General features: G+C 65.9%; 14 protein-coding genes. 2 read left to right on the top strand and 12 right to left on the bottom strand.

The window, feature by feature from the left end; all coding sequences use genetic code 11:
- Positions 1-119 precede the first annotated feature (119 nt).
- Both WDC87_RS16260 and WDC87_RS16255 read left to right on the top strand, forming a co-directional pair.
- Complete coding sequence (locus WDC87_RS16260) at positions 120-2,543, top strand: penicillin-binding protein 1A (protein ID WP_005418929.1); 2,424 nt, start codon at positions 120-122, stop codon at positions 2,541-2,543.
- A 191-nt stretch (positions 2,544-2,734) separates the two neighbouring features.
- The gene (locus WDC87_RS16255) at positions 2,735-3,379 is read left to right on the top strand and encodes a hypothetical protein (RefSeq protein ID WP_049411389.1); all 645 of its coding nucleotides are present in this window, start codon (positions 2,735-2,737) and stop codon (positions 3,377-3,379) included.
- Between the two features lie 599 nt (positions 3,380-3,978).
- On the opposite strand, the gene WDC87_RS16250 is transcribed toward WDC87_RS16255, so the two are convergent.
- The 12 genes from WDC87_RS16250 to WDC87_RS16195 all read right to left on the bottom strand — a co-directional run bounded on the left by WDC87_RS16250 (position 3,979) and on the right by WDC87_RS16195 (position 21,340).
- Positions 3,979-4,725 carry a hypothetical protein gene (locus tag WDC87_RS16250; RefSeq protein ID WP_088497526.1) on the bottom strand — a complete coding sequence of 249 codons (747 nt, stop codon included), beginning with the start codon at positions 4,723-4,725 and terminating at the stop codon, positions 3,979-3,981.
- A 69-nt stretch (positions 4,726-4,794) separates the two neighbouring features.
- Positions 4,795-9,501: an ESPR-type extended signal peptide-containing protein gene (locus tag WDC87_RS16245; RefSeq protein WP_252745413.1), complete on the bottom strand. Its 4,707-nt coding sequence runs from the start codon at positions 9,499-9,501 to the stop codon at positions 4,795-4,797.
- A gap of 65 nt (positions 9,502-9,566) precedes the next feature.
- The gene (locus WDC87_RS16240; protein WP_072168463.1) at positions 9,567-10,277 is read right to left on the bottom strand and encodes a pilus assembly protein; all 711 of its coding nucleotides are present in this window, start codon (positions 10,275-10,277) and stop codon (positions 9,567-9,569) included.
- A gap of 18 nt (positions 10,278-10,295) precedes the next feature.
- Positions 10,296-11,225: a CfaE/CblD family pilus tip adhesin gene (locus WDC87_RS16235; protein WP_336331313.1), complete on the bottom strand. Its 930-nt coding sequence runs from the start codon at positions 11,223-11,225 to the stop codon at positions 10,296-10,298.
- Positions 11,226-11,425: 200 nt separating this feature from the next.
- Complete coding sequence (locus WDC87_RS16230; RefSeq protein WP_072168461.1) at positions 11,426-14,152, bottom strand: TcfC E-set like domain-containing protein; 2,727 nt, start codon at positions 14,150-14,152, stop codon at positions 11,426-11,428.
- A 51-nt stretch (positions 14,153-14,203) separates the two neighbouring features.
- A complete protein-coding gene (locus WDC87_RS16225) occupies positions 14,204-14,713 on the bottom strand; it encodes a CS1 type fimbrial major subunit (protein ID WP_252745414.1) in 510 nt (169 codons plus the stop codon).
- 281 nt (positions 14,714-14,994) lie between these two features.
- Positions 14,995-15,357: a NirD/YgiW/YdeI family stress tolerance protein gene (locus WDC87_RS16220; RefSeq protein ID WP_072168459.1), complete on the bottom strand. Its 363-nt coding sequence runs from the start codon at positions 15,355-15,357 to the stop codon at positions 14,995-14,997.
- A 238-nt stretch (positions 15,358-15,595) separates the two neighbouring features.
- Positions 15,596-16,873 (bottom strand): citrate synthase, encoded by a 1,278-nt coding sequence (locus WDC87_RS16215; protein WP_061480588.1) that lies wholly within the window; start codon positions 16,871-16,873, stop codon positions 15,596-15,598.
- Between the two features lie 296 nt (positions 16,874-17,169).
- Positions 17,170-17,412, bottom strand: a complete 243-nt coding sequence (locus tag WDC87_RS16210) for a type B 50S ribosomal protein L31 (protein ID WP_005410871.1) — start codon at positions 17,410-17,412, stop codon at positions 17,170-17,172.
- 88 nt (positions 17,413-17,500) lie between these two features.
- A complete protein-coding gene (locus WDC87_RS16205; RefSeq protein WP_005418952.1) occupies positions 17,501-18,439 on the bottom strand; it encodes a nucleoside hydrolase in 939 nt (312 codons plus the stop codon).
- A gap of 395 nt (positions 18,440-18,834) precedes the next feature.
- The gene (gene recG, locus WDC87_RS16200; protein ID WP_252744843.1) at positions 18,835-20,946 is read right to left on the bottom strand and encodes an ATP-dependent DNA helicase RecG; all 2,112 of its coding nucleotides are present in this window, start codon (positions 20,944-20,946) and stop codon (positions 18,835-18,837) included.
- A gap of 7 nt (positions 20,947-20,953) precedes the next feature.
- On the bottom strand, positions 20,954-21,340 hold the full coding sequence (locus tag WDC87_RS16195; protein WP_005418954.1) for a RidA family protein: 387 nt from the start codon (positions 21,338-21,340) through the stop codon (positions 20,954-20,956).
- Between the last annotated feature and the right edge of the window lie 277 nt (positions 21,341-21,617).

Below are 21,617 nucleotides of genomic sequence, written 5' to 3'. Positions count from 1 at the left end.
ACGGATTCACCATGCAGCCCCTGACTGTTCCCCTTGCGCTCCCCGGTGCCGACCCCAGCCGCCACCTTGCGTAATCTATACTCTGCGACCACGAAATTCGCAATCGGAATCTGAACCCGATGACTCGACTCCGCCGCTGGCTGCGCTGGATCTTCCTGATTGTCCTGGTCCTGGCGCTGATCGGCGCGGCCGCCGTGGGCGGTCTGTACTATGCCGTTTCCTCCAAGCTTCCCGACGTGCAGACCCTGCGCGACGTGGAAATGCAGGAGCCGATGTACGTCTACGCTGCCGACGGCAAGCTGATGGCGGTGTTCGGCGAGACCCGGCGCACCCCGGTCACCATGAAGGACGTGCCCGAGCGGCTGAAGCAGGCCTTCCTGGCCACCGAGGACGCCCGCTTCTACGAACATGGCGGCGTGGACTACATGGGCATCGGCCGTGCGGTCTGGCTGCTGGCCACCACCAACGACAAGCGCGTGCCGGGTGGCTCCACCATCACCCAGCAGGTCGCCCGCCAGTTCTTCCTCAGCTCCGAGTACAGCTACACCCGCAAGCTGGCCGAGATCCTGCTGGCGCGCAAGATCGAGTCCGAGCTGAGCAAGGACGAGATCTTCGAGCTGTACCTGAACAAGAGTTTCTTCGGCAACCGCGCCTACGGCGTGGCCGCCGCCGCCGAGTTCTACTACGGCAAGAAGCTGAACGAGCTGGACCTGGACGAGATGGCCTCGCTGGCCGGTATCCCCAAGTTCCCGTCGTCGGGCAACCCGATCTCCAACCCGGAACGTGCCCGCCAGCGCCGCGACAATTACGTGCTGCAGCGCATGGCCGACCTGAAGTTCGTCAGCCAGGCCGAAGCCGACGCGGCCAAGGCCGTGCCGATGCACGCCACCGCGCATGAGCCGCCGGTGCAGGTCGATGCACCCTACGTGGCCGAGCTGGTGCGCCAGGAAATGATCGCCCGCTTCGGCGGCGACGTGGTCAACAAGGGCTACCACGTCACCACCACGATCGACTCCACCCTGCAGACCGCCGCCAACCTGGCCGTCCGTGATGGCCTGCTGCTGTACGACCACCGCCACGGCTGGCACGGCGTGGAGAAGCAGGTGCAGCTGGGCGCCGGCGACGATACCGCCGCGCTGGCCGAGCACCTGCGCGGCATGTACGGCCAGGCCGGCCTGCTGCCGGCAATCGTCGCCAGCACCGCGGCCGATGGCAGCGCCACGGTGGTGCTGGCCAACCGCACCGAGATCGTGCTGCCGGCCGGCGCCGCCAAGTGGACCAACAAGACCCCGGGCAAGCTGGTGCAGCGCGGCGACATCGTGCGCGTACGCGCCGGTGCCAAGGAAGGGGAGTGGCTGCTGGACCAGATCCCGCGCGGCCAGTCCGCACTGGTCTCGCTGGATGCCCACAGCGGCGCGCTGAAGGCGCTGGTGGGTGGCTTCAGCTTCTCCGGCAACAAGTTCAACCGCGCCACTCAGGCCCGCCGCCAGCCGGGTTCGAGCTTCAAGCCGTTCGTCTACGCGGCCGCTTTCGACAAGGGCTACAACCCAGCCTCGATCGTGCTCGACGCCCCGGTCGTGTTCCGCGATCGCCGCGGCAAGACCTGGGCCCCGCAGAACGACGGCGGCGGCTTCCGCGGCCCGATGCGCCTGCGTGAAGCGCTGGTGCAGTCGCGCAACCTGGTCTCGGTACGCCTGCTTGATGGCATGGGCGTGGACTACGCGCGCAAGTACATCAGCGAGTTTGGCTTTGCCGAATCGGAGCTGCCGCCGAACCTGTCGATGTCGCTGGGCACTGCATCGCTGACCCCGCTGTCGGTGGCGCGTGGCTACGCGGTGTTCGCCAATGGCGGCTCGCGCGTGGATACCTGGCTGATCGACCAGGTCAATGACCGCGACGGCAACCTGGTGTTCAAGGAAAACCCGGCGCTGGCCTGCCGCGACTGCGCCGGCAGCAGCGATCAGCCGGTCAACCAGGTGGTGGATGGCTTCAACTTCGGCGCCCCGGCCCCGAAGGTGGACCCGGCCGCTGCGGCCAAGGCCGAAGCCAAGACCGAAACTGCCACCGCTCCGGCCAACCCGGATGCCCGCACCGCTCCGCGCGCGATCGACGCCCGCACCGCCTACCAGCTGGTGTCGATGATGCGCGACGTGGTCCAGCGCGGTACCGGTGTGCAGGCCAAGGTGCTCGGCCGCGAGGACGTGGGCGGCAAGACCGGCTCCACCAACGACCATCGTGACGCCTGGTTCTCCGGCTTCGGCGGCCCGTACGTGACCACCGTGTGGGTGGGCCGCGACGACTTCCGCTCGCTGGGTTACCGCGAGTACGGTGGCAAGGCGGCGCTGCCGATCTGGATCGACTACATGCGCACCGCGCTGAAGGACACCCCGATCGCGCAGAACGAGCCGCCCAGCGGCATGGTCCAGGCCACGCTCAACGGCGCGACCGAGTGGGTGAAGGTGGAAGACATGGATCGCCTGACCGACTACGACCTGAACCTCAATACGCCGCAGGCCGACGCCGCCGCGTTCGATATCTTCTGAGGAAGGGTGCAGTGGGTGCCAACCGTGGGTTGGCACCGATGCGACTGTAGAGCCGAGCCCATGCTCGGTTCAGGGCCCCCCGCGTAGAGCAGCCGAGCGTGGGCTCGGCTCTACATCCCCACCTTGAAATACCTACGCGGATGTCACATCCGTGCGCTAGTCTGTAGCCAGGTCGCAACAGGAGTCATCGCATGCATCGCGCCCGCCAGCATGCTGCCAGCCAGACCCGCGAGCGGCGCCACCGCCTCGCCCACGAAGCCGCCCGCCTGATGGCCGAAGGCGGCATCCGCGACTATCACCAGGCCAAGTTGAAGGCCGCCAGCCGGCTCGGCATCCACGACGATGCCTCCCTGCCCCGCAACACCGAGATCGAAGACGCCTTGCGCGAATACCAGCGGCTGTTCGCCGGGCCCCAGCACGGCAATGAACTGCAGCGCCGCCGCGAGGCCGCGATGCGCGCGCTGGAGTTCCTGCACGGCTTCGCCCCACGGCTGGCCGGCCCGGTGCTGGAAGGCACCGCCGATGCCAACAGCCCGGTGCAGCTGCACCTGCACAGCGACGACCCGGAAGCCGTGCATCGCTTCCTGGACGAGCACGGCATTCCCGCTGAATCGCGGACGCGCCGCCTGCGCATGGACCGCGAGCGCAGCCTGGACGTGCCGGTGTGGGTGTTCAGTGCCGAGGAGCTGACCTTCGACCTGGCCGTGCTGCCATACGATGCGCTGCGCCAGGCGCCGCTGTCGCCGGTGGATGAGAAACCGATGCGGCGCGCGTCTGTCGCACAGCTGCGGCAGCTGCTGGCCGAAGCGGAGATCACCGCGTATATCGGCGGGTGACGGTTGCGCCGGCCTTGGATGGTTCCGGCCTTGGATGGTTCCGGCCTTGGTAGGTGCGGACCGTTGGTCCGCACTGTGCATCAGGCGTGCGGACACCTGGCCCAAGAGCAGCCGAGCATGGCTCGGCTCTACAGAAGACGCGCTACCTGCTTCATTCTTCTGGTGGGTGCGGACCGTTGGTCCGCACTGTGCATCAGGCATCCGGACACCTGACCGAAGAGCAGCCGAGCATGGCTCGGCTCTACAGAAAGCGCGCTACCTGCTTCCTTCTTCTGGTGGGTGCGGACCGTTGGTCCGCACGGTGCATCAGGCATCCGGACACCTGGCCCAAGAGCAGCCGAGCATGGCTCGGCTCTACAGAAGACGCGTTGCCTGCTTCCTTCTTCTGGTGGGTGCGGACCGTTGGTCCGCACGGTGCATCAGGCATCTGGACACCTGACCGAAGAGCAGCCGAGCATGGCTCGGCTCTACAGAAAGCGCGCTACCTGCTTCCTTCTTCTGGTGGGTGCGGACCGTTGGTCCGCACGGTGCATCAGGCATCCGGACACCTGACCGAAGAGCAGCCGAGCATGGCTCGGCTCTACAGGAGGTGCGTTGCCCTACCAGACATCATGGTGCTGCTCCTCCGTCTCATCGCCAAGCAGGCGCATCAGCCAAGGAGCTCCCACCCGCTGCGGGTACGCCATCATCATCCGCGCGTGCATGTTCTGCAGATCGCCCAGCAACCAGGTCTGGTTGTAGACGTCGCCGAACGGATCGGACCACGCCGTCTGTATCCGCGCGCGCTCACCGCCGTTGAGGTTCGGCATCCTGTCCAGCGGGATCTCCAGTACCGGCTCCAGCGCCCGGTTGATGGCCGCGTTCTCCGCCTCCGCCGCACGCATGAGTTCCAGCCGATGGCTCACCTGCCAGCACGGGAAAGGGAAGCAGCTTCCCGTGGCATCGATGTACGTCGCGATGTCGGCCAACATGTGGGCCTTCAGCTGCCACACCGTCGCACTGTCCAGCAGCTGCCGCACCCGTAGTGTGCGCAGCGTGCCGGCACGGACATCCTCCGGCGTGGTGAACGGCTCACCCGGGGTTGGGCCGCCATGCCGCACCAGCACGATGCGATGGATCGCCTCCTGGGTGATGTTCTCCACGCGCAGCGCGGCGGCCTCCGGATGCACGCGCGGCGGCGGCACACTCGATACCCGCCAGGTGTACCAGGCCGCCAAGCCCATGCCCGCCACGCACAGCAGGGCGAACAGCAGCCAGCGGTCCAGATTGCGGGTGTAGTAGTAATACCGCGCCCGCCAAAGGTAGAACGTGCGGTAGCTGATGAACCGGCTTACCCATCGATACATTGCCATCTCCTCGGCAAGGACCCCGGCGCGGCGGGGCGGATTACGCGCGTCACGCCGGGGCTCCATCGCTTACCAGCCGATGCCGACGCCGACGCCCATGCTGCGCTCACCGCTGTTGGTGAACGCCCCATTGAGGCTGAAGGTGGCCGAGCCCTTCTCGTTGAGCACACGCTGGTAGCCCACTGCCATCGCCGACTCACCCTCGCTGTAGCCCACGCCAGCGCCGAGGCGGTTGTAGGTGGCCAGGCCGGCGGTGTTCATCGCCATCGCGGTCTGCGCGCTGCTCATCGCCGCCATGCGGTTGAAGCGCTTGTCCATCTTGTCCAGGCGGCGTTCGAAGTTGCTGATCGCACCATCGGTGTACTCGTTGGCACGGGCCAGCATCTTCTCCAGTTCAGCGGTATCGACCTGGGGCTTCGGGGTGTCCTCCTTCTTCGTCTTCGGCTGCGGTGCAGGTTTCTCACCCTCGCCGACCGACGCCACCTGCTGGCCGCCTTCGGCCTGCGGCACCGGTGCTTCCGGTTCGGGCACTGAAGCCACCGCCATTGCCTGCGGCTGCGGCGCATCGATGCGCTGCTCGAGCCCATCCATACGACCGTTGAGCTGCTGCTGCATCGAGTGCAGCTGGCCGCCATTGACTGCATCACGGCTGCCGGCCGCGACCAGGCCATTGGCCACGTTGGAGATGACCATGCCGTGGGTTCCGGCCAGGGTGAGCTGGTTGAGACCGTCGGCGCGGACCGAGGGGGTGTCCTGGAACACGTTGCGCAGCTGGGACTCGACCTGGTTCACGCGCGAGGTGGTGCTGACCACTGCGCCATCCAGCGCTTCCAATGCGCCATTGAGCGTGGACTGGGACTGGCCCTGCACGGTGAAGCTGGGGCCGACGATGTTGCCGTTGGCATCGACTTCGCTGCCGAGGGCGGACAGTGCATCGCGCAGCTGGCCGACGGTGGCGGCGTTGTGGTTGGCGGTGCCGCTGGCGATGTTTACGAGGCGGCGCTTGATGCCAACACCGCCAAATGACGCAACTCCTTCCTCATCTGCCAGGGCACCGTTTCCAAGTGCCAGAGAGCCATGAGCTCCGCCTTCAACTCTTGCGGCAGCACCAATCGCGATACCCTCATTCGCACCGCCCGCGCCTCCACCGACCTGTGCACCGACACCCATTGCGAATCCATTCGCAGAGTCCACAGAGACAGTCGCCGCTCTACCAATTGCGGTCGAGTTCTTCCCCATGGCCTCCGCAAACGTCCCTACCGCAGTTCCTCCCTCCAGTCCCGTCTTTGCTGAATTTCCCAACGCAACGCCCGCCACACCCGCCTGGGCGCGTTCACTGAAGGGCGCTGACCCGATACTCACAAACTGTGCGACGTCCTCAAGTTCCGAAACACGGCTGTTGGTCTCATAGAGCTGACTTCCACGAACAACATCCGAACTGTCAGCCGACAACTTCGCCTCGGCCACGCCAGTCAAACGCGCACCGCCGAAATCAATCGGGCCGCTCGCATCCAATCCACGCATGGCCTGCTCGCGCATCTCCCGCTCCTTGCGCATGGCCTCCAGATCATTTCGATTCTGCGAGATCTTCTGCTCTGCGGCGTACAGCTGATTGCCCGTTACGGCATCACGGCTTCCTGGCGCTATCCGACCGTCAGCCAAGTTGGTCAGCACCATGCCATTCACGCCATTCAGCGCGATCTGGTTCATGCCATCGCCACGGGCCGAGGGTGAATCCTGGAAGATCGAGTTGAGCTGGCCTTCCACCTTGTCCGCACGGCGGCTTGAGGTGATGACGGCACCATCGAGCGCCATCAACGCATCCTCCACGGTGTTCTGCGCACCGCCTTGCACCGAGTAGGTCGGTGCAATGATGTTGCCGTTGGCGTCCATGCCTGCGCTGCCGCCTAGGGTGGCAAGGGAATCCTTCAGCTGGGAGACAGTGGTGGCATTGTGATCGGCGGTGCCACGATCAACGTTCACGAGACGGCGCTTGGTAAGGGAATTGCCAAATGATGCGGTTCCGCTTTCAGTCGCCTCTGAACCTGATCCTATCGAGACAGAGCCCGTAGCGCCGACTGACACCTTGGCGCCTGCACCAATTGCCATACCGCCGGCCGCTTCCACCCTGGAAGCTACGCCAAGTGCAAAGCCCCTCTCGGAATGTTCCGTAACCAGAGAGCCCCGACCAATTGCGACCGAGTTCATTCCCAGTGAGTTGGCAAAGGCCCCGATTGCCGTCCCGCCTTCGCTGAGCGGGCTGGCCTTGGCGGAATCACCAATCGCAACACCGAATCCCCCGGCCACAGCCCGTTCGCTGAACTCGTCAGTACCGAGCCCAACGAACTTCGATTGGCGCTCGATCATCAAGACCCGGGCATTAGTTGCGAAGAGTTGACGCCCTGATACAGCGTCAGCACTACTATCGGTCACCATGCCATCTGCAACGCCGCTGATCTTTCGGTCAACACCCATACTGTTGCGCACATCCAGCACGGTTCCGCTGTTCTTCTCGCCAAGACGGACATCGCCGTTGCCGGCGGTCTGGCTGACCAGTCCTTCCAGCGCGGTCGTACTGACCAACGCCTTGGCAGCGTCCGCCTTGGCAACCGTTGCATCGGCCTGCGCGGCCGTGGCCGCCTTCTCCACCGTAGCCACCTGCACGTTGGTAGCATTCAGCTGCCTGCCGTTCACAGCCTCATTGCTGCTGTCACCCAAGTCGCCGTCAGCCACACCGGCAACCTTTCGGCTGGCGTTGGTACTGTTGCGCACGTCCAGTACGGTACCGCTGTTCTTCTCGCCCAAGCGGACATTGCCGCTGGCGGCGGTCTCAGAGACCAACCCGGCGAGCGCGGCCGTCTCGGTCAGCGCCTTGGCGGCGTCGACCTTGGCGTCGTTGGCCGCCGTCTGCGCGCTCGTGGCCGTGTTCTGTGCAGTGGACACGGCCTGGTTGGTCGCGAACAGCTGATTGCCGGTGATGGCATCGGTACTGCCATTGCTGACCGCGCCATCGGCAATGTACTGGATCTTGCGCTTGGTGGCAGCGCTGCCCACCGAAACGGAGTTGACGGACGCCGTGACGGAGCCAGCACCCAGTGCCACCGCATTGTCATGGCGTGCGTTGGCCCGGTCACCCAGTGCAACGGCGCTGGTGTTGGCCGATACCGCAAGATTGCCCAGTGCGGTGGACCGCTGCGCCGTGGCTTTGCTCAGGTACCCCATTGCAGTGGCATGCTCGGCGGCCGCATTGGCGTCGCCGCCTACGGCGATGGAGAAGTTTCCGCTGGCAATGGCCCGGAAGCCCGTCGCGACCGCGCCATTTGCGCTGCGCGTGTTTGCACCGATGGAAACGCCGGCATTCTGGTTGTTCACCTTGTTGCCTTCTGCATCGACGCCGGCCAGCGCGTCGAATCCGAGTGCGACACTGCGACCGTTGTAGGCCTTGGCATTGTTGCCGATGGCGGTGCTGATACCGTAGCTGCCCGATTCTGCAACCGCGCCCTTGCCCAGCGCCAGGGTGGTGGCATCGATACGGTTGGTGGCCGACTGGGCGAGCGTACGGACGTCGGCAAGGTCTCCCTTTACGGTTCCCACTGCCGATTCCACTGTCCCCAGCCTGGAGTTCGTGGCGTTGAGCTGCCGGCCATTCACGGCATCCGTACTGCTTGTCGTCAACGTTCCATCAGAAACGCCACTCACTTTTCGCGTCGCCAACACTGCATTGCGCATGCTGACTTCCGTGCCGGTATTGCTGTTGGCAATACGCACTATGCCACTCGCGGAATCCTGCTTGATCAAGCCATCGACCCGCTCGTTCATCGCATGCAGTTGCTTGCCGGTAACGGCATCTGAGCTTGACGCCGTGATGCGGCCGTCTTCCACGTTCACAATCCGCCGTCGCAGCGTGGAACTGCCCACGGAAACAGTGTTCTTTTCGGTTGCGGAAGAACGCACACCCAGCGCAACTGCTCCTTGCGCGGCTGCCGACGCACCGTAGCCCAGGGCTACGCTATCAATGCGCGCCTCGGCGCCACCGCCTATGGCGATTGCACCGGTGTAGCCGGCCGTCCCGGCCTTCGCAGCAGCACCTATGGCGATGCCGGACGTGCCGCCGCCGGTATCGACCGAGGCTTTGCTGCCCAGGGCGACGCCATCAACGCCATTGGCAAATGCGTTCGCGCCCATTGCAACCGCATTCTCGCCCTGTGACAACGAGCCACTGCCGACCGCAAGCGCGTTCTGACGCGTTGCCGCAGCGCTGTTTCCGAATGCGGTGGAGCCGATTCCCCTGCCATAGGCATTTGCGCCTACAACCGTGCTGTGACCACCATTGGCAGTCGCGTTGTAGCCCACGGCAACACTGTCTACGCCGTTGATGTTGGCCTTGTGGCCCAATGCCGCGTTGTAGTTGCCAATGATCTGGGCCTTGGGACCAAAGGCAGCGTTCCAGGAGCCGTCGTTGTACGAACCTCCCCCCATGATCAGATAGTCCTTGGAGGTGGAGATCTTTGCATTGGCAGAGGTTCTTCCATCCTCACTTTGTCCTGACATGGGCACGCAATAGACGTCCGCCTTGTCCCAATCGAAGGGCGAACATCCCCAGTACATGCTGCCCGCGTTCGCGGAAATGGAGCCGGCCGCAGACATCGATAGTGGAATGACTAGTAGCCGGAGTCTTCTCGGCGATGAGGAACACTGCCTTGCGACAGCCAGCTCGCTCGCTACCACCCAGCACTGGCGTGCAGCATTCCAGATACGTCGATAGATTCGATTCATGGTCTTTCTCCTTAACAGTCTGCGGAAAAGGCATCCCGCGCCAGGCGCGGGACGCAGGGAGTGGATCAACTGGACTGGATGGCCACGTCCTGGACATGCTCGCGATAGCCGTCCTGGCTGAGCCGGTAGCGCAGGCGCAGCGAATTGCCCGGCTGCGGTTGGAACGGCAGGGTGAAATCGGCGTCCGGGTACAGGCTGTGCGAGAGGTCGTGCGGCGTGCAGACGCCGGCGGCCGTACATTCGGCCGCATGGACAATGCCCACGCGCAGGGTGCCGCTGTTGTGCAGCGTGTTGCCGCGAACACTCAGGTTGACCACGCCGTCGGCGGGCACCACGTTCACCAGCGCGCCCCACACCAGGCTGACGCCGACGTCGGCGTGCGCAGCGTCGTCGCTGCTTTCCAGTTCAGTGCCTTCCGGGCCGCGCACACCTTCGAAGTACACCCGGTATGCGGTTTCCTTCTGCACCGGCTGCAGGGGGATCAGCCGGATCAGGCGATTGCCACCGCCTGACAGCGCGAACTTGCCGGGTGTGATGGCAATGGCCGAATCGGCGACCTCGATATCCTGCTCCTGTTCGCGGGGCGTTGCCGGGTTATCGATGCGTCGCAGGCTGGCCTGTACATACTGCGGGCGGGTGGACTGCGAGTAGACGCGGATCTGCGCACCACGCTTTGTGTCCATCGCGGTTCGCATGGGGTGGATGGACAGGTTGGCGTGTGCTGATGGCGCAAGCAGCGCACTCAACGGCAGCATCCAGACGATCAGTTTGTTCATGGCAGGCTCCGTGTGGGATCAGGGTTTGGCGGTGGGTACGCGCAGTTCCACCGTCAGCTCGCCCTCGTAGAGACCGGGGCGCTTGCTGGCGACAGGGGTGGGAGGTGTCAGCAATGTCAGCGGCGTGGGCACGCAATAGACCGGCTGGCTGATGCCGGGCAGCATGACCAGGCGCAGTTCGGCGCTGTCGATGCCATGCAGCAGTTCTTCCACGCCATGCCGCATGCGGATATCGCGCCCGCCGTAGTTCAGGCTGACGTGGTAGTCCAGGCGCTGGCGGTCGTCGCTGCCACCATCGCGGTGCCAGACCGCGAAGTCGCTGCCGGGTGGCGGGCGCGGCCCGCTGTCGCGCACGGTGACGCCGAGGAACTCGCTCTGCGAGCCGAGGCCGTCGTAGAGGCACATCTCCAGCTGCTTGCGGCCGCCCACCATCTGCTTGATGGGGTCGTAGCGCAGGTCCATGTTGACCAGCGGCGCAATGGTGTCGAAGGCCGGGAAGTAGATCGAGATCGCGTCGTAGTCGGTGACGGTGAAATCGAAGTTGAAGGTGGCGGTGGCGACAGGAGCTGCGGCTGGGTCGGCCTTGATGTTCAGGCGCATCGTGGCCTTCCAGTGGCCTGCGACAAGTCGCGCCAGCTCAGCTTCTGACAAGGTCAACGCGGCGCCGGTACCAATTGCTTCGCCGGTACCGCAATAGTCCAAGCGTGATGCAAATAGCGGCCGGACCCCCGGTTGCCAGAAGTCACCCGTGCAACTGCGGTCGGTCATCGAACGCTCCAGATACCCGACCATGCGAATGTCGTTTCGTAGACCCGTTCTTTGCTCAACCAAGCGAATGACAACCTCCGAGGGAACGGTGAGCTCCCCTCCAATCCCTTCCGTCCGGCATCTGCCGAACTCTGGGTCCGTGAATGACCCACACACCACATGGATCTGCCCGTACTTCATCGCCACGTCATGACTGAACCCCAGCACCGTCCTCGGCGCCCACAGCTCCACGTCGCCGGGCACGGCCGAGCGGTCCCACGACATCACGATGTCCCGGCTCTGATCGGTGGGATGTGTCTCCGGCGGCCACTGCGCCCATGCCCGTGGCATCAGCACGGCCAGCGCGCACACCAGCATCAACACGAACAACACACGCCGGCTCATGGCGTTCCTCCTGCAGCAGCGGTCTGGGGCGTGGCAGCAATCAGCGCGCGTTCCTGCAGCAGCCGGGTGACGCGGGCCTGCTGGCGGATCTCCGCCGGCAGCTGGGCTATGGCCAGCGGTTCGCAGCGCACGGCGCCGACCAGCAGCACCACCTGGCGGCGCTCGCGCACCTGCAGCGGGCAGTGCAGCAGGCGGTCGTCCTGCAGCAGGTAGAGCGTTGTCTCGCGACGCGGGAAGTCGGCGACGAAGCCGCCATTGGCGCTGGTGCCGGGTACCGGCGCATTGAGGATGCGGGCGCCGCCCAGCGGCACGCCGGCAAGCGTGCGGGCGGTGCCGATGAAGGTATAGGTCACTTCGATCGGCACCGGCATGCGCATCAGCCGTCCTGGCGCCAGGAACATCGGGCGCGCACCGCCTGCGCCGCTCACGCGGATGGCGGCCATGCTGGTGTCGATGCTGGCGTCCTGCAGTTCGGCCCGGTGCGATTGGTAGGCGGCCAACGGCAGCAGCCGGCGCTCGCCGATCTGCAGCCGTTGCCGGCCCGCGCCGCTCACCTGCAGTTCGGCCGCCACGCCCTGCAGGTCCAGGTCATCGGTGGCGGCTACCTGTACCGCCAGCCCGGCGTCGGCGCCGGTGCCTGCGCCCCAGTAGGCACCGCGCCGGCCCAGCGCGAAGGCGGAGCTGTGCGTGCCGCTGTAAGCGGTCTCGCTGCGGCCATGCTGCTGGTAGTACGCCACGGTGGCGCCGGTCTGTCCGTAGCGGTTCTGCAGCTGCCCGCCCAGCGATGCGCTGTAGCGGTCGTTGTTGTTGGCGCGCAGCTCGGAGGTCAGCTCACGCAACTGCGCGTCCACCTCCTGGCGATAGCTCTGGCCGACGCTGTAGTTGATCTCCGGCCGCTGGTGCTGCGGCTGGCGCATGTCCACCGCATAGCGGCGCTGGCCGTTGCCAACATGGCTGCGCTGCAGGCGGGTGAAGCTTACGTTGAGGTAGATGCCACGGTCGCGCGTGCGGGTGTCACGGGCACTGTCGTGGCTGTGCTGCTGCCACAGGCCCAGCCGCGTGGAGACGCTGAAATCCTGCCAACGATGGCTGCGGCTGAAGCTGGCCTGCCAGGTGCGGCTGAGCTGCGGCTCACGGTGCGGTTGCAGCGGTTGCGGCGGCAGGAACGGATCCAGTGGCGCCAACGGATCATCGTCACCGGGACGGCTCCAACCGGTGCGCCAGGTCTGGCGCCGGGTGTACCCCAGGTACGCCGTACCACCGGCGATCGGCAGCGAGACCGATCCGCTGAGCGAGTTGGTGCAGCCCAGGCGGTCCCGTGCATCGGCCTCGAACTGGCAGGCCTTGCCGCGCATGCGCTGCTGGTAGATGTTCCAGGAGGCCTTGCGCCGGTATGACAGCTGATGCTGCTGGCCGTGGCTGCCATCGCTGCCGCGCATGCCGCTGAACGTTGCGCGCATCTCCTGCGTGGCCAGCACGCGGCGCAGGTCGATCCGCAGTTCGCCATAGCTGTGCCCGCCCAGGTGGGCGACGCCCGCAGTGGCCGCCAGATCGCGAGCCAATGGCACGCGCGTGCCGGCCACCGTTACCTGCTCACCATCGAAGCGGTCGCTGCGGCGCTCGTTGCGGCGGCCACCCTGCACGAACCACTGCCATTGGCTGTCGGTCCAATCGCCGCCCTTGTCAAAGGGGGCCTCTTCGGTACGCACCAGCACGCCATCCTCGTAGATGCGCATGCGCACCAGGTAGCTGCCGAACGGGAAGTTGCGGGTATCGATCTGGTTGATGCCGGCCTGCAGGTAGTAGGTCTGCAGCAGGCGCTCGCCGTCGAACACGTCCACGCGCGCATCGCGGGCGAGCAGGACCGTCAATGGCGAGGCCTGCACGGCAGCATCGCTGTCCACGTAAGCCTGGGTGGTGCCCACGCGGGCACCGTCGAAGCGGTCCAGCGGCAGCATGCTGAAACCGAAGGTGCCGCCCTGTGGGCTGGACAGGTTGCGGCGGTCCATGCGCCCGGCCTGCAGGTAGTACTGCTGGCCCAGGTCATGGCGGTAATAGACGTTGTCGAATTCGAAATGCGCATCGCCACCGTTGCTGCGGTAGCGCTGCTGGGTGAAGTACCAGTCGGCGGACATATGGCCCCGCTGGAACAGGCCGAGGACGCCGGTGCCGCGCGCACTGAACGACTGGTAGTCGCGCCCACCGGTGAGGTTGAGCACCTGCTGGTGCAGGAAAGCGTTCTCGGCATTGCTGCTGAGCGCGTGGAAGCGTTCCGCGGCGGGCTCGCCACCGATCCACTTGCGCGCCACGAACAGGCGCACGGCGCCCTCGCCTTCGTCATACAGCGCGCGCGCGGCCGCAGGGTCTTCCGGGGGATCCAGATAGCCGCAACCGGCCTCGGCGCCACCGAAGCGGCAGGCCAGGTGGCTGTTGCGTGGCAGCGGCTGCGACAGCGCCGGCAGCAGCGCGGCCTGCGCCTCGGCGGGCAGGTCCAGTGCCTGCAGCACGCGCGCGGGATCTTCCAGCTGCACATGCTCCAGGGTGACGCGCACCGGCGACAGCCCGGCCGAGCGGCCGAACAGCCGGATGTCGAGTTGTTCGGTCTGTCCTTCGACCAGATCTTCGAAACCGGGCGGGACGCCGCGCGCGGCCGCCAGCGGAGTGGACAACGCCAGGGCGAGCGCGACCGCCAGCCGGGTGACGGCGGGGGCGTGTGAGGTCATGAGGGTACCGCTGGAGAAGCGGCCGGCCCGGGAGCCGGGCCGGCGCGGGGATTACGGCGTGGTGGCCTTCTGGTTCAGCACGACGTTGACGATGCCGCTGTAGCGACCCTTGGTGGTGATCGGGGCCGGGGTGGCCTGGGCGATGGTCAACGGCATCGAGATCGAGGCGCCCGGGGTCGAGCCGGCGCCGGTGAACAGGTCGACTGCCTCGTATTCGATGGCGGCGGCACCCAGTGCGCGATTGTTGAGGCTGATGGTCATCGGCACGGTGACGGTGCCGGTCTCATTTGCGAGGGCAAACGCACCGTCGATGCGTGCCTCGATATCCGCGGTGTCATCATTGGAGTGAATGCGCACGCGCTGCGTGTCCGGAATCAGGCCGCGCAGCGGATCGTGGGTCAGCGTGACCAGGTCCGGCAACGGGGTGCCGTCATCACGCAGCAGTGCCAGGGTCGGGTCGACGTCGGCATAGACGGAGATCTTGGTTTCCAGCGCGTGCGCGGACAGCGAAGCGGTGGCCAGCGCTGCCGCGAGCGCGGCCTTCTTGATGATGGCGTGCATGGTTGTCTCTCTCGGACAAAGGGGGAATATGAAAGCTCCCCTCCCCAAGGAGAAAAGGGAGGGAAGCATCGCCCGCGGGGATGGGTGCGGGCGACGGAGAGAATGTTAGAAATCCATTGCCATGCAGGCCATTCAAGCATTCCTAAAACGTTGAACGTTAAGGGGAATTCTTGAATTCGCTCAATGTTTGAGGGTTATGCAATTTCCCTCATCGGTTCAATGCAACAAACCTCATTGCATTGAATTTGTAGAGCCGAACCCACGCTCGGCTGCCGTTCGCTTCAACCTGCAGGCACGACGGTGACGTGATCGACATCGATGTCGGTGGGCTTGAAGCGATGCGTGTCGACCTTGCCACGCAGCTCGACCACGGTGTCGGCACCGATGGCCTGCGGCGGCAGGTCTTCGTCATCGATCTCGACCTCGATCTGGCCGCTGGCATCACGGAACTGGTAGCGCTCGTCACCGATCTTGGCGGTGAGGGTGCCACGCAGCACCACCGGATGATCATCGCGCTGCGCACGTGCGTCAGCGACCGTGCTGGCAGCGGCCCCTGCCCCCGGCCCGGTGTACTGCGCGAAGGCCTGCGGGCTCAGCAGGGCCAGCGGCGTGGCGATAAAAGCGATGGCGAGCAGTCGGTTCATGGCGTTCTCCACACAGGGATGAGTACGCACAGGTTCTATCGCCTTCGACGTGATACCCATGCAATAGATCCGAAAAGATGTGAATGCGACATTCATTGTCAGAACGCGTTCAGATCCGGAAGCGGGCTCTTATCGTGCGGACCAACGTTCCGCGGTCGCCATCCGCCGAAGACGATCAGGGCACAAAAAAAAACGCCCCGCGGATGCGGGGCGTTCTCAGCAAATCTGCTGCGGGCGATCAGCCCTGGTAGTCGCGCACGTCGCTGCCGGTGTAGACCTGGCGCGGACGGCCGATCTTCATTTCCGGATCGACCTGCTGTTCCAGCCAATGCGACACCCAGCCGGAAGTACGGCCCAGGGCGAACATGACGGTGAACATTTCGGTCGGGATCTGCAGCGCCTTGTAGATGATGCCGCTGTAGAAATCGACGTTCGGGTACAGCTTGCGGGCGACGAAGTACTCGTCCTGCAGCGCAGCCTGTTCCAGCTTCACGGCCACGTCCAGCAGCGGATCCTGCACGCCCAGCTGCTTGAGCACCTTGCTGGTCATCTCGCCGATGACCTTGGCGCGCGGGTCGAAGTTCTTGTAGACGCGGTGGCCGAAGCCCATCAGGCGGAAGCCGGAGGTCTTGTCCTTGGCCTTGACCACGGCGGACTCGACGTTGTCGGCGCTGCCGATCTCTTCGAGCATCTTCAGCACGGCTTCGTTGGCACCGCCGTGGGCCGGACCCCACAGCGCGGTGACGCCCGCAGCGACCGACGCGTACGGGTTGGCACCGGTCGAGCCGACCAGGCGCACGGTCGAGGTCGAGGCGTTCTGCTCGTGGTCGGCATGCAGGATGAACAGCAGGTCCAGTGCCTTGACCACGTCCGGGTTCAGGTCGTACTGGCCGTCAGCGGACTCGAAGGTCTGCTTCAGGAAGCGGCTGACGTAGTCCAGCGAGGTGTCCGGCTTGTTGGCCGGCAGGCCCTTGCCGTGGCGGTAGATCAGCGCCGACAGGGTCGGCACCTTGGCGATCAGGCGCACGGCGGCCTTGCGGCGCTGCTCGGCGTCGGACAGGTCCAGCGAGTCGTGGTAGATGGCCGACAGCTGCGCGATCGCGGCCGCCAGGATCGCCATCGGGTGGGCATCCTTGGCAAAGCTGCCGATCAGGGTGTTGATCGACTCATCGACGTTGGCTTCGGCGGTCAGCTCATCGGTGAAGGCCTTCAGCTGCTCGGCGCTCGGGCGCTCGCCGTTGATCAGCAGGTAGGCCACTTCGACGTAGCTCGACTTTTCCGACAGCTGTTCGATCGGGTAGCCGCGGTACAGCAGCACGCCCTTGTCGCCGTCGATGTAGGTGATGGCGGACTTGCAGCTGGCCGTCGCGGTGAAGCCGGAATCGTAGGTGAAGAAACCCGTTTCCTTGGTCAGCTTCGCGATGTCGACGCAGTCGTTGCCAAGGGTGGGTTTGATGACGGGCAGAACGACGGACTTATCGCCGGCGTTGAGCGTGACCTGATCAAGATCGGACACTGTGTGCGCTCCTTCATGGGAAGGCGCCTGCCCAAGCGCATTGGTCAGGCACGTGAATGACGTCCTCGGCCTGTGCCGGGGATCATGTCATTATCGCACAGCAGCATTTGTCGGGTGCTAGACGGAAGTCGTATACGACAGGCGGCCAGACACCGGCCGTTGAGCTGCCCGGATCGGCAAAAGCGTTGTCACACGAACGCAGTGTTCCGTCCATCCAAACGCCCGTTGGGTTGGCGTTGGGGAAAAACAAACGGCCGCGCAGAGCGCGGCCGTCGGTTCGAAGCTGGATCGACAGATCAGCGCGCGTAGCGCTTCTGGAACTTGTCGATACGGCCCGAGGTGTCGATGACCTTGTGCTTGCCCGTGTAGAACGGGTGCGAAGCCGAGGAAATTTCAACCTTGACCAGCGGGTATTCGTTGCCGTCTTCCCACTGGATGGTTTCCTTCGTCGCCATGGTGGAGCGGGTCAGGATCTTGAAATCGGAGGTGACGTCATGGAAGACGACGTCGCGGTAGTTCGGATGGATATCGGCCTTCATGGGCTCACACCGTAAATGGGCTGGTGGTCAAGAGCGGCATTATAAGCACCGGTTGCCGCTCGGGGCAACCGGTGCGGGGCAACGGACGTCAGTCCGCGCCCAGAGCCTGGCGCACCAGGGCCTCGAAACGCTGCTGGTCGTAGGCCATCAGCAGATCGCAGTTGTCCGGCTGGCCGGTCTGGCGGTTCCAGTCGACGATGGTGGCGCCGCGGCTGAACGTGCCATTCAGCTCGACGTTCAGCGGCCGCGACTCGACCTGCAGCTGCCCTTCCGGATTCAGCGCCCACGCCATGGCCACCGCATCGGCGGTATACCAGCGGCCGCCCTTGGCATCTTCCGACAGCGCGCGGGTCTTGCGCGAGATCAGTTCGTAGAAGCGGGCGCGATCGGAATCGGCCTGCAGCCATTTCTCGGCGTCCTCCAGCGGCAGGCCGTGGGCAACGGTGGCCTCCCAGTCCGACACCAGCAGGTGCTTGAACGAGGTGAACACCACGTGCGCGGCTTCCGGATCGAAGGCAATGTTGAATTCGGCTGCCGGGGTGATGTTGCCGTGGCAGGTAACCGCACCGCCCATCACCACGATGCGCTTGATGCGCTGGGGCAGGGTCGGGTCCAGCTTCAGTGCCAGCGCCAGATTGGTCAGCGGGCCCAACATCACCAGCATCAGTTCGCCGGCGTGTTCGTGCGACAGGCGCAGGATGGCCAGGGCCGCGTGCTCGGCCTCGGCCTGGCGGCTCGGCGGCGGCAGGTCCACGTCGCCGTAGCCATCACGGCCATGCACGTGGGCAGCGTCAACGGAGGGGTGCAGCAGCGGATCCGGGCTGCCGGCAAACACCGGTACGTCGGGGCGGCCGACGATGTCACAGAGCTTGAGGGCGTTGCGGACGGTGTATTCGAGGCCGACATTGCCGGCGGCGATGGTCAGGGCGACCACGTCGTGCCGTTCATCGGCAAAGGCCATCAGCAGGGCCAAGGCGTCGTCCACACCGGGATCGGTGTCGATCAACAGGGGGATCTTGTGGGTCATTATTGCCGTCTTCAGATCGGCAACGAAGTGTGGACCGGGATGATGACCGTTGCAAGTACGGAGGTTGGGGTTCTGGCAGGGCTGCGCCCTGCACCCGCAGAGGCAGGAGCAACGGCAACGGCAAAAGCTGGTTTCCTGAGCGATGGCGGGGTGGGTCCGGTTGCGGGGGACGCTGCAAGTACGTCCATGTAAGCTCGGTCGCCGCATCCATGCGGCTCACGCCCCCGCAACCGGCCCCACCGCGCCTTCGACAGATCGCTACCGCTCTTGGTAGGTGTCGACCTTGGTCGACATATCCGCGAGATGATCGAAAAGGCTGTCTGTAGCGTCGAACCATGCTCGACTCCCGCGCGCAGCGCGAACGGCAGCCGAGCATGGGCTCGGCTCTACAGGGATCAGGCCGAGGCGTAACGCACCGCGGTGCCGATCCAGCGCTGCACCACGCGATCAGCCAGGGCCGGTTGCTGGGCCAACAGGCGCTCGGCCAATTCATGCACGCCGGGCAGCAGGCCAGCGTCGCGGGCCAGGTCGGCAATGCGGAAACCGGCCAGGCCGGTCTGGCGCGTCCCGAGCAGTTCGCCGGGGCCGCGCAGTTCCAGGTCCTTCTCGGCGATGACGAAACCATCGTTGGTTTCGCGCATGGTCTGCAGGCGCTCACGCGCCATCTGCGAGAGTGGTGCCTGGTACAGCAGCACGCAGCGCGACACCGCCGAACCGCGGCCCACGCGGCCACGCAGCTGGTGCAGCTGGGCCAGGCCGAGGCGCTCGGCGTTCTCGATCACCATCAGCGAGGCGTTCGGTACGTCCACGCCCACTTCGATCACGGTGGTCGCCACCAGCAGGTCGATCTCGCCGGCCTTGAACGCCACCATCGTCGCAAGCTTCTCGGCGGCCTTGAGGCGGCCATGCACCAGCCCGACGCGAACACCGGGCAGCAGCGCCTGCAGTGATTCGTAGGTGGCCTGCGCCGGGGTGGCATCCAGCTCTTCGCTTTCCTCGATGAGCGTACACACCCAGTACACCTGCCGCCCTTCCTGGCAGGCAAGTGCGATGCGCTCGATCAGCTCCGGGCGACGATCATTGTTGAGCGCGACCGTCTGCACCGGTGTACGTCCCGGCGGCAGTTCGTCGATCGCCGACACATCCAGGTCCGCGTACTCGGACATCGCCAGCGTGCGCGGAATCGGCGTGGCGGTCATCACCAGCTGGTGCGGCACGCTGTTGCCGCCCGCGCCCTTGTCGCGCAGGGCCAAGCGCTGGTGCACGCCGAAGCGGTGCTGCTCGTCGACGATGGCCAGCGCCAGGTCCTGGAACACCACCGCCTCCTGCATCAGCGCGTGGGTACCGACCACCACCTGTGCTTCGCCGTTGGCGACCTGCTCCATCACCTTGGCGCGCGCCTTGCCGGTGACCTTGCCGGCCAGCCAGGCGATGCGCACACCGAGCGGTTCCAGCCAGCCGCGCAGATTGTTGAGGTGCTGCTCGGCCAGCAGTTCGGTGGGTGCGGCCAACGCAACCTGCTTGCCCTGCTCCACCGCCAGCATGGCGGCCAGCGCGGCCACCACCGTCTTGCCGGAGCCGACGTCGCCCTGCACCAGCCGCAGCATCGGGCTGGGGCGCGCGAGGTCTTCACGGATCTGCTTGAACACGCGTGCCTGCGCGCCGGTCAGCGCGAACGGCAGCTGCTTCAGCAGCGCCTTGGCCAGCTTGCCAGGACCGGCCAGCGGCGGCGCATGGTGTGCCTGCAAGGCAATGCGCTGGCGGCGCAGGCTGAGGTGATGGGCCAGCAGTTCTTCCATCGCCAGGCGACGCTGCGCCGGGTGGGTACCGGCGGCCAACGCGGCCAGATCGGCATCCGGCGGTGGCCGGTGCACGGTCAGCAGCGCGCTGCGCAGCGAAGGCAGGCCCAGGCCATCGAGCCAGCCGCTGGGCAGCAATTCCAGCGCGCTCTCCTCGGGCAGGCGGTCCAGCGCCTGGCCGATCAGCTTGCGCATGGTCATCGGGCCGACCCCTTCGACGGTGGGATACACCGGGTCGAGGCGGTCGCCGAGTTCGGGATCGTCGTTGCGGCCCAGCACCTGGTAGCTGGGATGGACGATTTCCAGGCCGAAGTGGCCGGGCTTGGGCGTGCCGAAGCAGCGCAGCCGGGTGCCGACCGCGAACTGCCCGACCTGCTGCTGGCGGAAGTGGAAAAAGCGCAGCACCAGGGTGCCCTGCCCTTCGTCTTCCACCGCCACTTTCAGCATCGGCCGGTAGCGCATGCCGCGCTCGACCGCGACCACCCGCCCTTCCACCTGCGCCGGCACGCCGTTGCGCAGGTCTTCGATGCGGGTCAGCCGGGTCCGGTCTTCATAGCGCAGCGGCAGGTGAAGCCAGAGATCCTGCAGGGTGGCCAGGCCACGCGCCTGCAGCTTGGCGGCCACGGCCGGACCGACGCCGGCGAGCATCGCCAGGGATGCTTCGCCGGACGGTGACAGGACCGGGGTGACCGCCGCCTTGCGTGCCACGTGGCGGTCAGTCGATGACCATCACCGCGTCGACCTCGAAGCTGGCGCCCTTCGGCAGGCCGGAGACTTCGATGGTGGAACGGGCCGGGTACGGGGCCTGGAAGTAGTCCTGCATGACCGCGTTGACCTTGGCGAACTCGCCCAGGTCGGTCAGGTACAGGCCCAGGCGCACGACCTTGTCCAGCGAACCACCTGCGGCTTCGGCCACGGCCTTGAGGTTGTCGAAGGCGCGGCGGGCCTGTGCTTCGACGTCACCGGCGCCGACGATGTCGCCGGTGGCCGGGTCGAGCGGGATCTGGCCGGAGAAATACACGGTGTTGCCGGCGCGCACGGCCTGCGAGTACGGGCCGATGGCGGCGGGGGCCTTTTCGGTGTTGATGATCTGGCGGGACATGGGTCGCTCCGGTGCTTGGGGGAAAACAGAGCGGTGATTGTACCGGCTGGGGGTGCATCCACGCATGGCGTGGATCTACCGCAGTCCGGGCATGTGATGCGCCGCCTGTAGAGGCGAGCCCCCGGGCGGGGGGGGCCGGGCGGGCGCCGCCGGGTGGGGGTGGGCGGGGGGGGTGGGGGGGGGGGGGGGGGGGGGGGGGGGGGGGGGGGGGGGGGGGGGGGGGGGGGGGGGGGGGGGGGGGGGGGGGGGGGGGGGGGGGGGGGGGGGGGGGGGGGGG

Origin of the sequence: Stenotrophomonas maltophilia group sp. Smal12, from assembly GCF_037079935.1 — a bacterium.
GTDB classification, from domain to species: Bacteria; Pseudomonadota; Gammaproteobacteria; order Xanthomonadales; family Xanthomonadaceae; genus Stenotrophomonas; species Stenotrophomonas sepilia.
This window is presented reverse-complemented; position numbering and strand designations above follow the sequence as displayed.

Coding starts and splice junctions, on each gene's coding strand:
- WDC87_RS16260 (WP_005418929.1), top strand. CDS start 120: ATGACTCGACTCCGCCGCTGGCTGCGCTGGATCTTCCTGATTGTCCTG.
- WDC87_RS16255 (WP_049411389.1), top strand. CDS start 2,735: ATGCATCGCGCCCGCCAGCATGCTGCCAGCCAGACCCGCGAGCGGCGC.
- WDC87_RS16250 (WP_088497526.1), bottom strand. CDS start 4,725: ATGTATCGATGGGTAAGCCGGTTCATCAGCTACCGCACGTTCTACCTT.
- WDC87_RS16245 (WP_252745413.1), bottom strand. CDS start 9,501: ATGAATCGAATCTATCGACGTATCTGGAATGCTGCACGCCAGTGCTGG.
- WDC87_RS16240 (WP_072168463.1), bottom strand. CDS start 10,277: ATGAACAAACTGATCGTCTGGATGCTGCCGTTGAGTGCGCTGCTTGCG.
- WDC87_RS16235 (WP_336331313.1), bottom strand. CDS start 11,225: ATGAAGTACGGGCAGATCCATGTGGTGTGTGGGTCATTCACGGACCCA.
- WDC87_RS16230 (WP_072168461.1), bottom strand. CDS start 14,152: ATGACCTCACACGCCCCCGCCGTCACCCGGCTGGCGGTCGCGCTCGCC.
- WDC87_RS16225 (WP_252745414.1), bottom strand. CDS start 14,713: ATGCACGCCATCATCAAGAAGGCCGCGCTCGCGGCAGCGCTGGCCACC.
- WDC87_RS16220 (WP_072168459.1), bottom strand. CDS start 15,357: ATGAACCGACTGCTCGCCATCGCTTTTATCGCCACGCCGCTGGCCCTG.
- WDC87_RS16210 (WP_005410871.1), bottom strand. CDS start 17,412: ATGAAGGCCGATATCCATCCGAACTACCGCGACGTCGTCTTCCATGAC.
- WDC87_RS16205 (WP_005418952.1), bottom strand. CDS start 18,439: ATGACCCACAAGATCCCCCTGTTGATCGACACCGATCCCGGTGTGGAC.
- WDC87_RS16195 (WP_005418954.1), bottom strand. CDS start 21,340: ATGTCCCGCCAGATCATCAACACCGAAAAGGCCCCCGCCGCCATCGGC.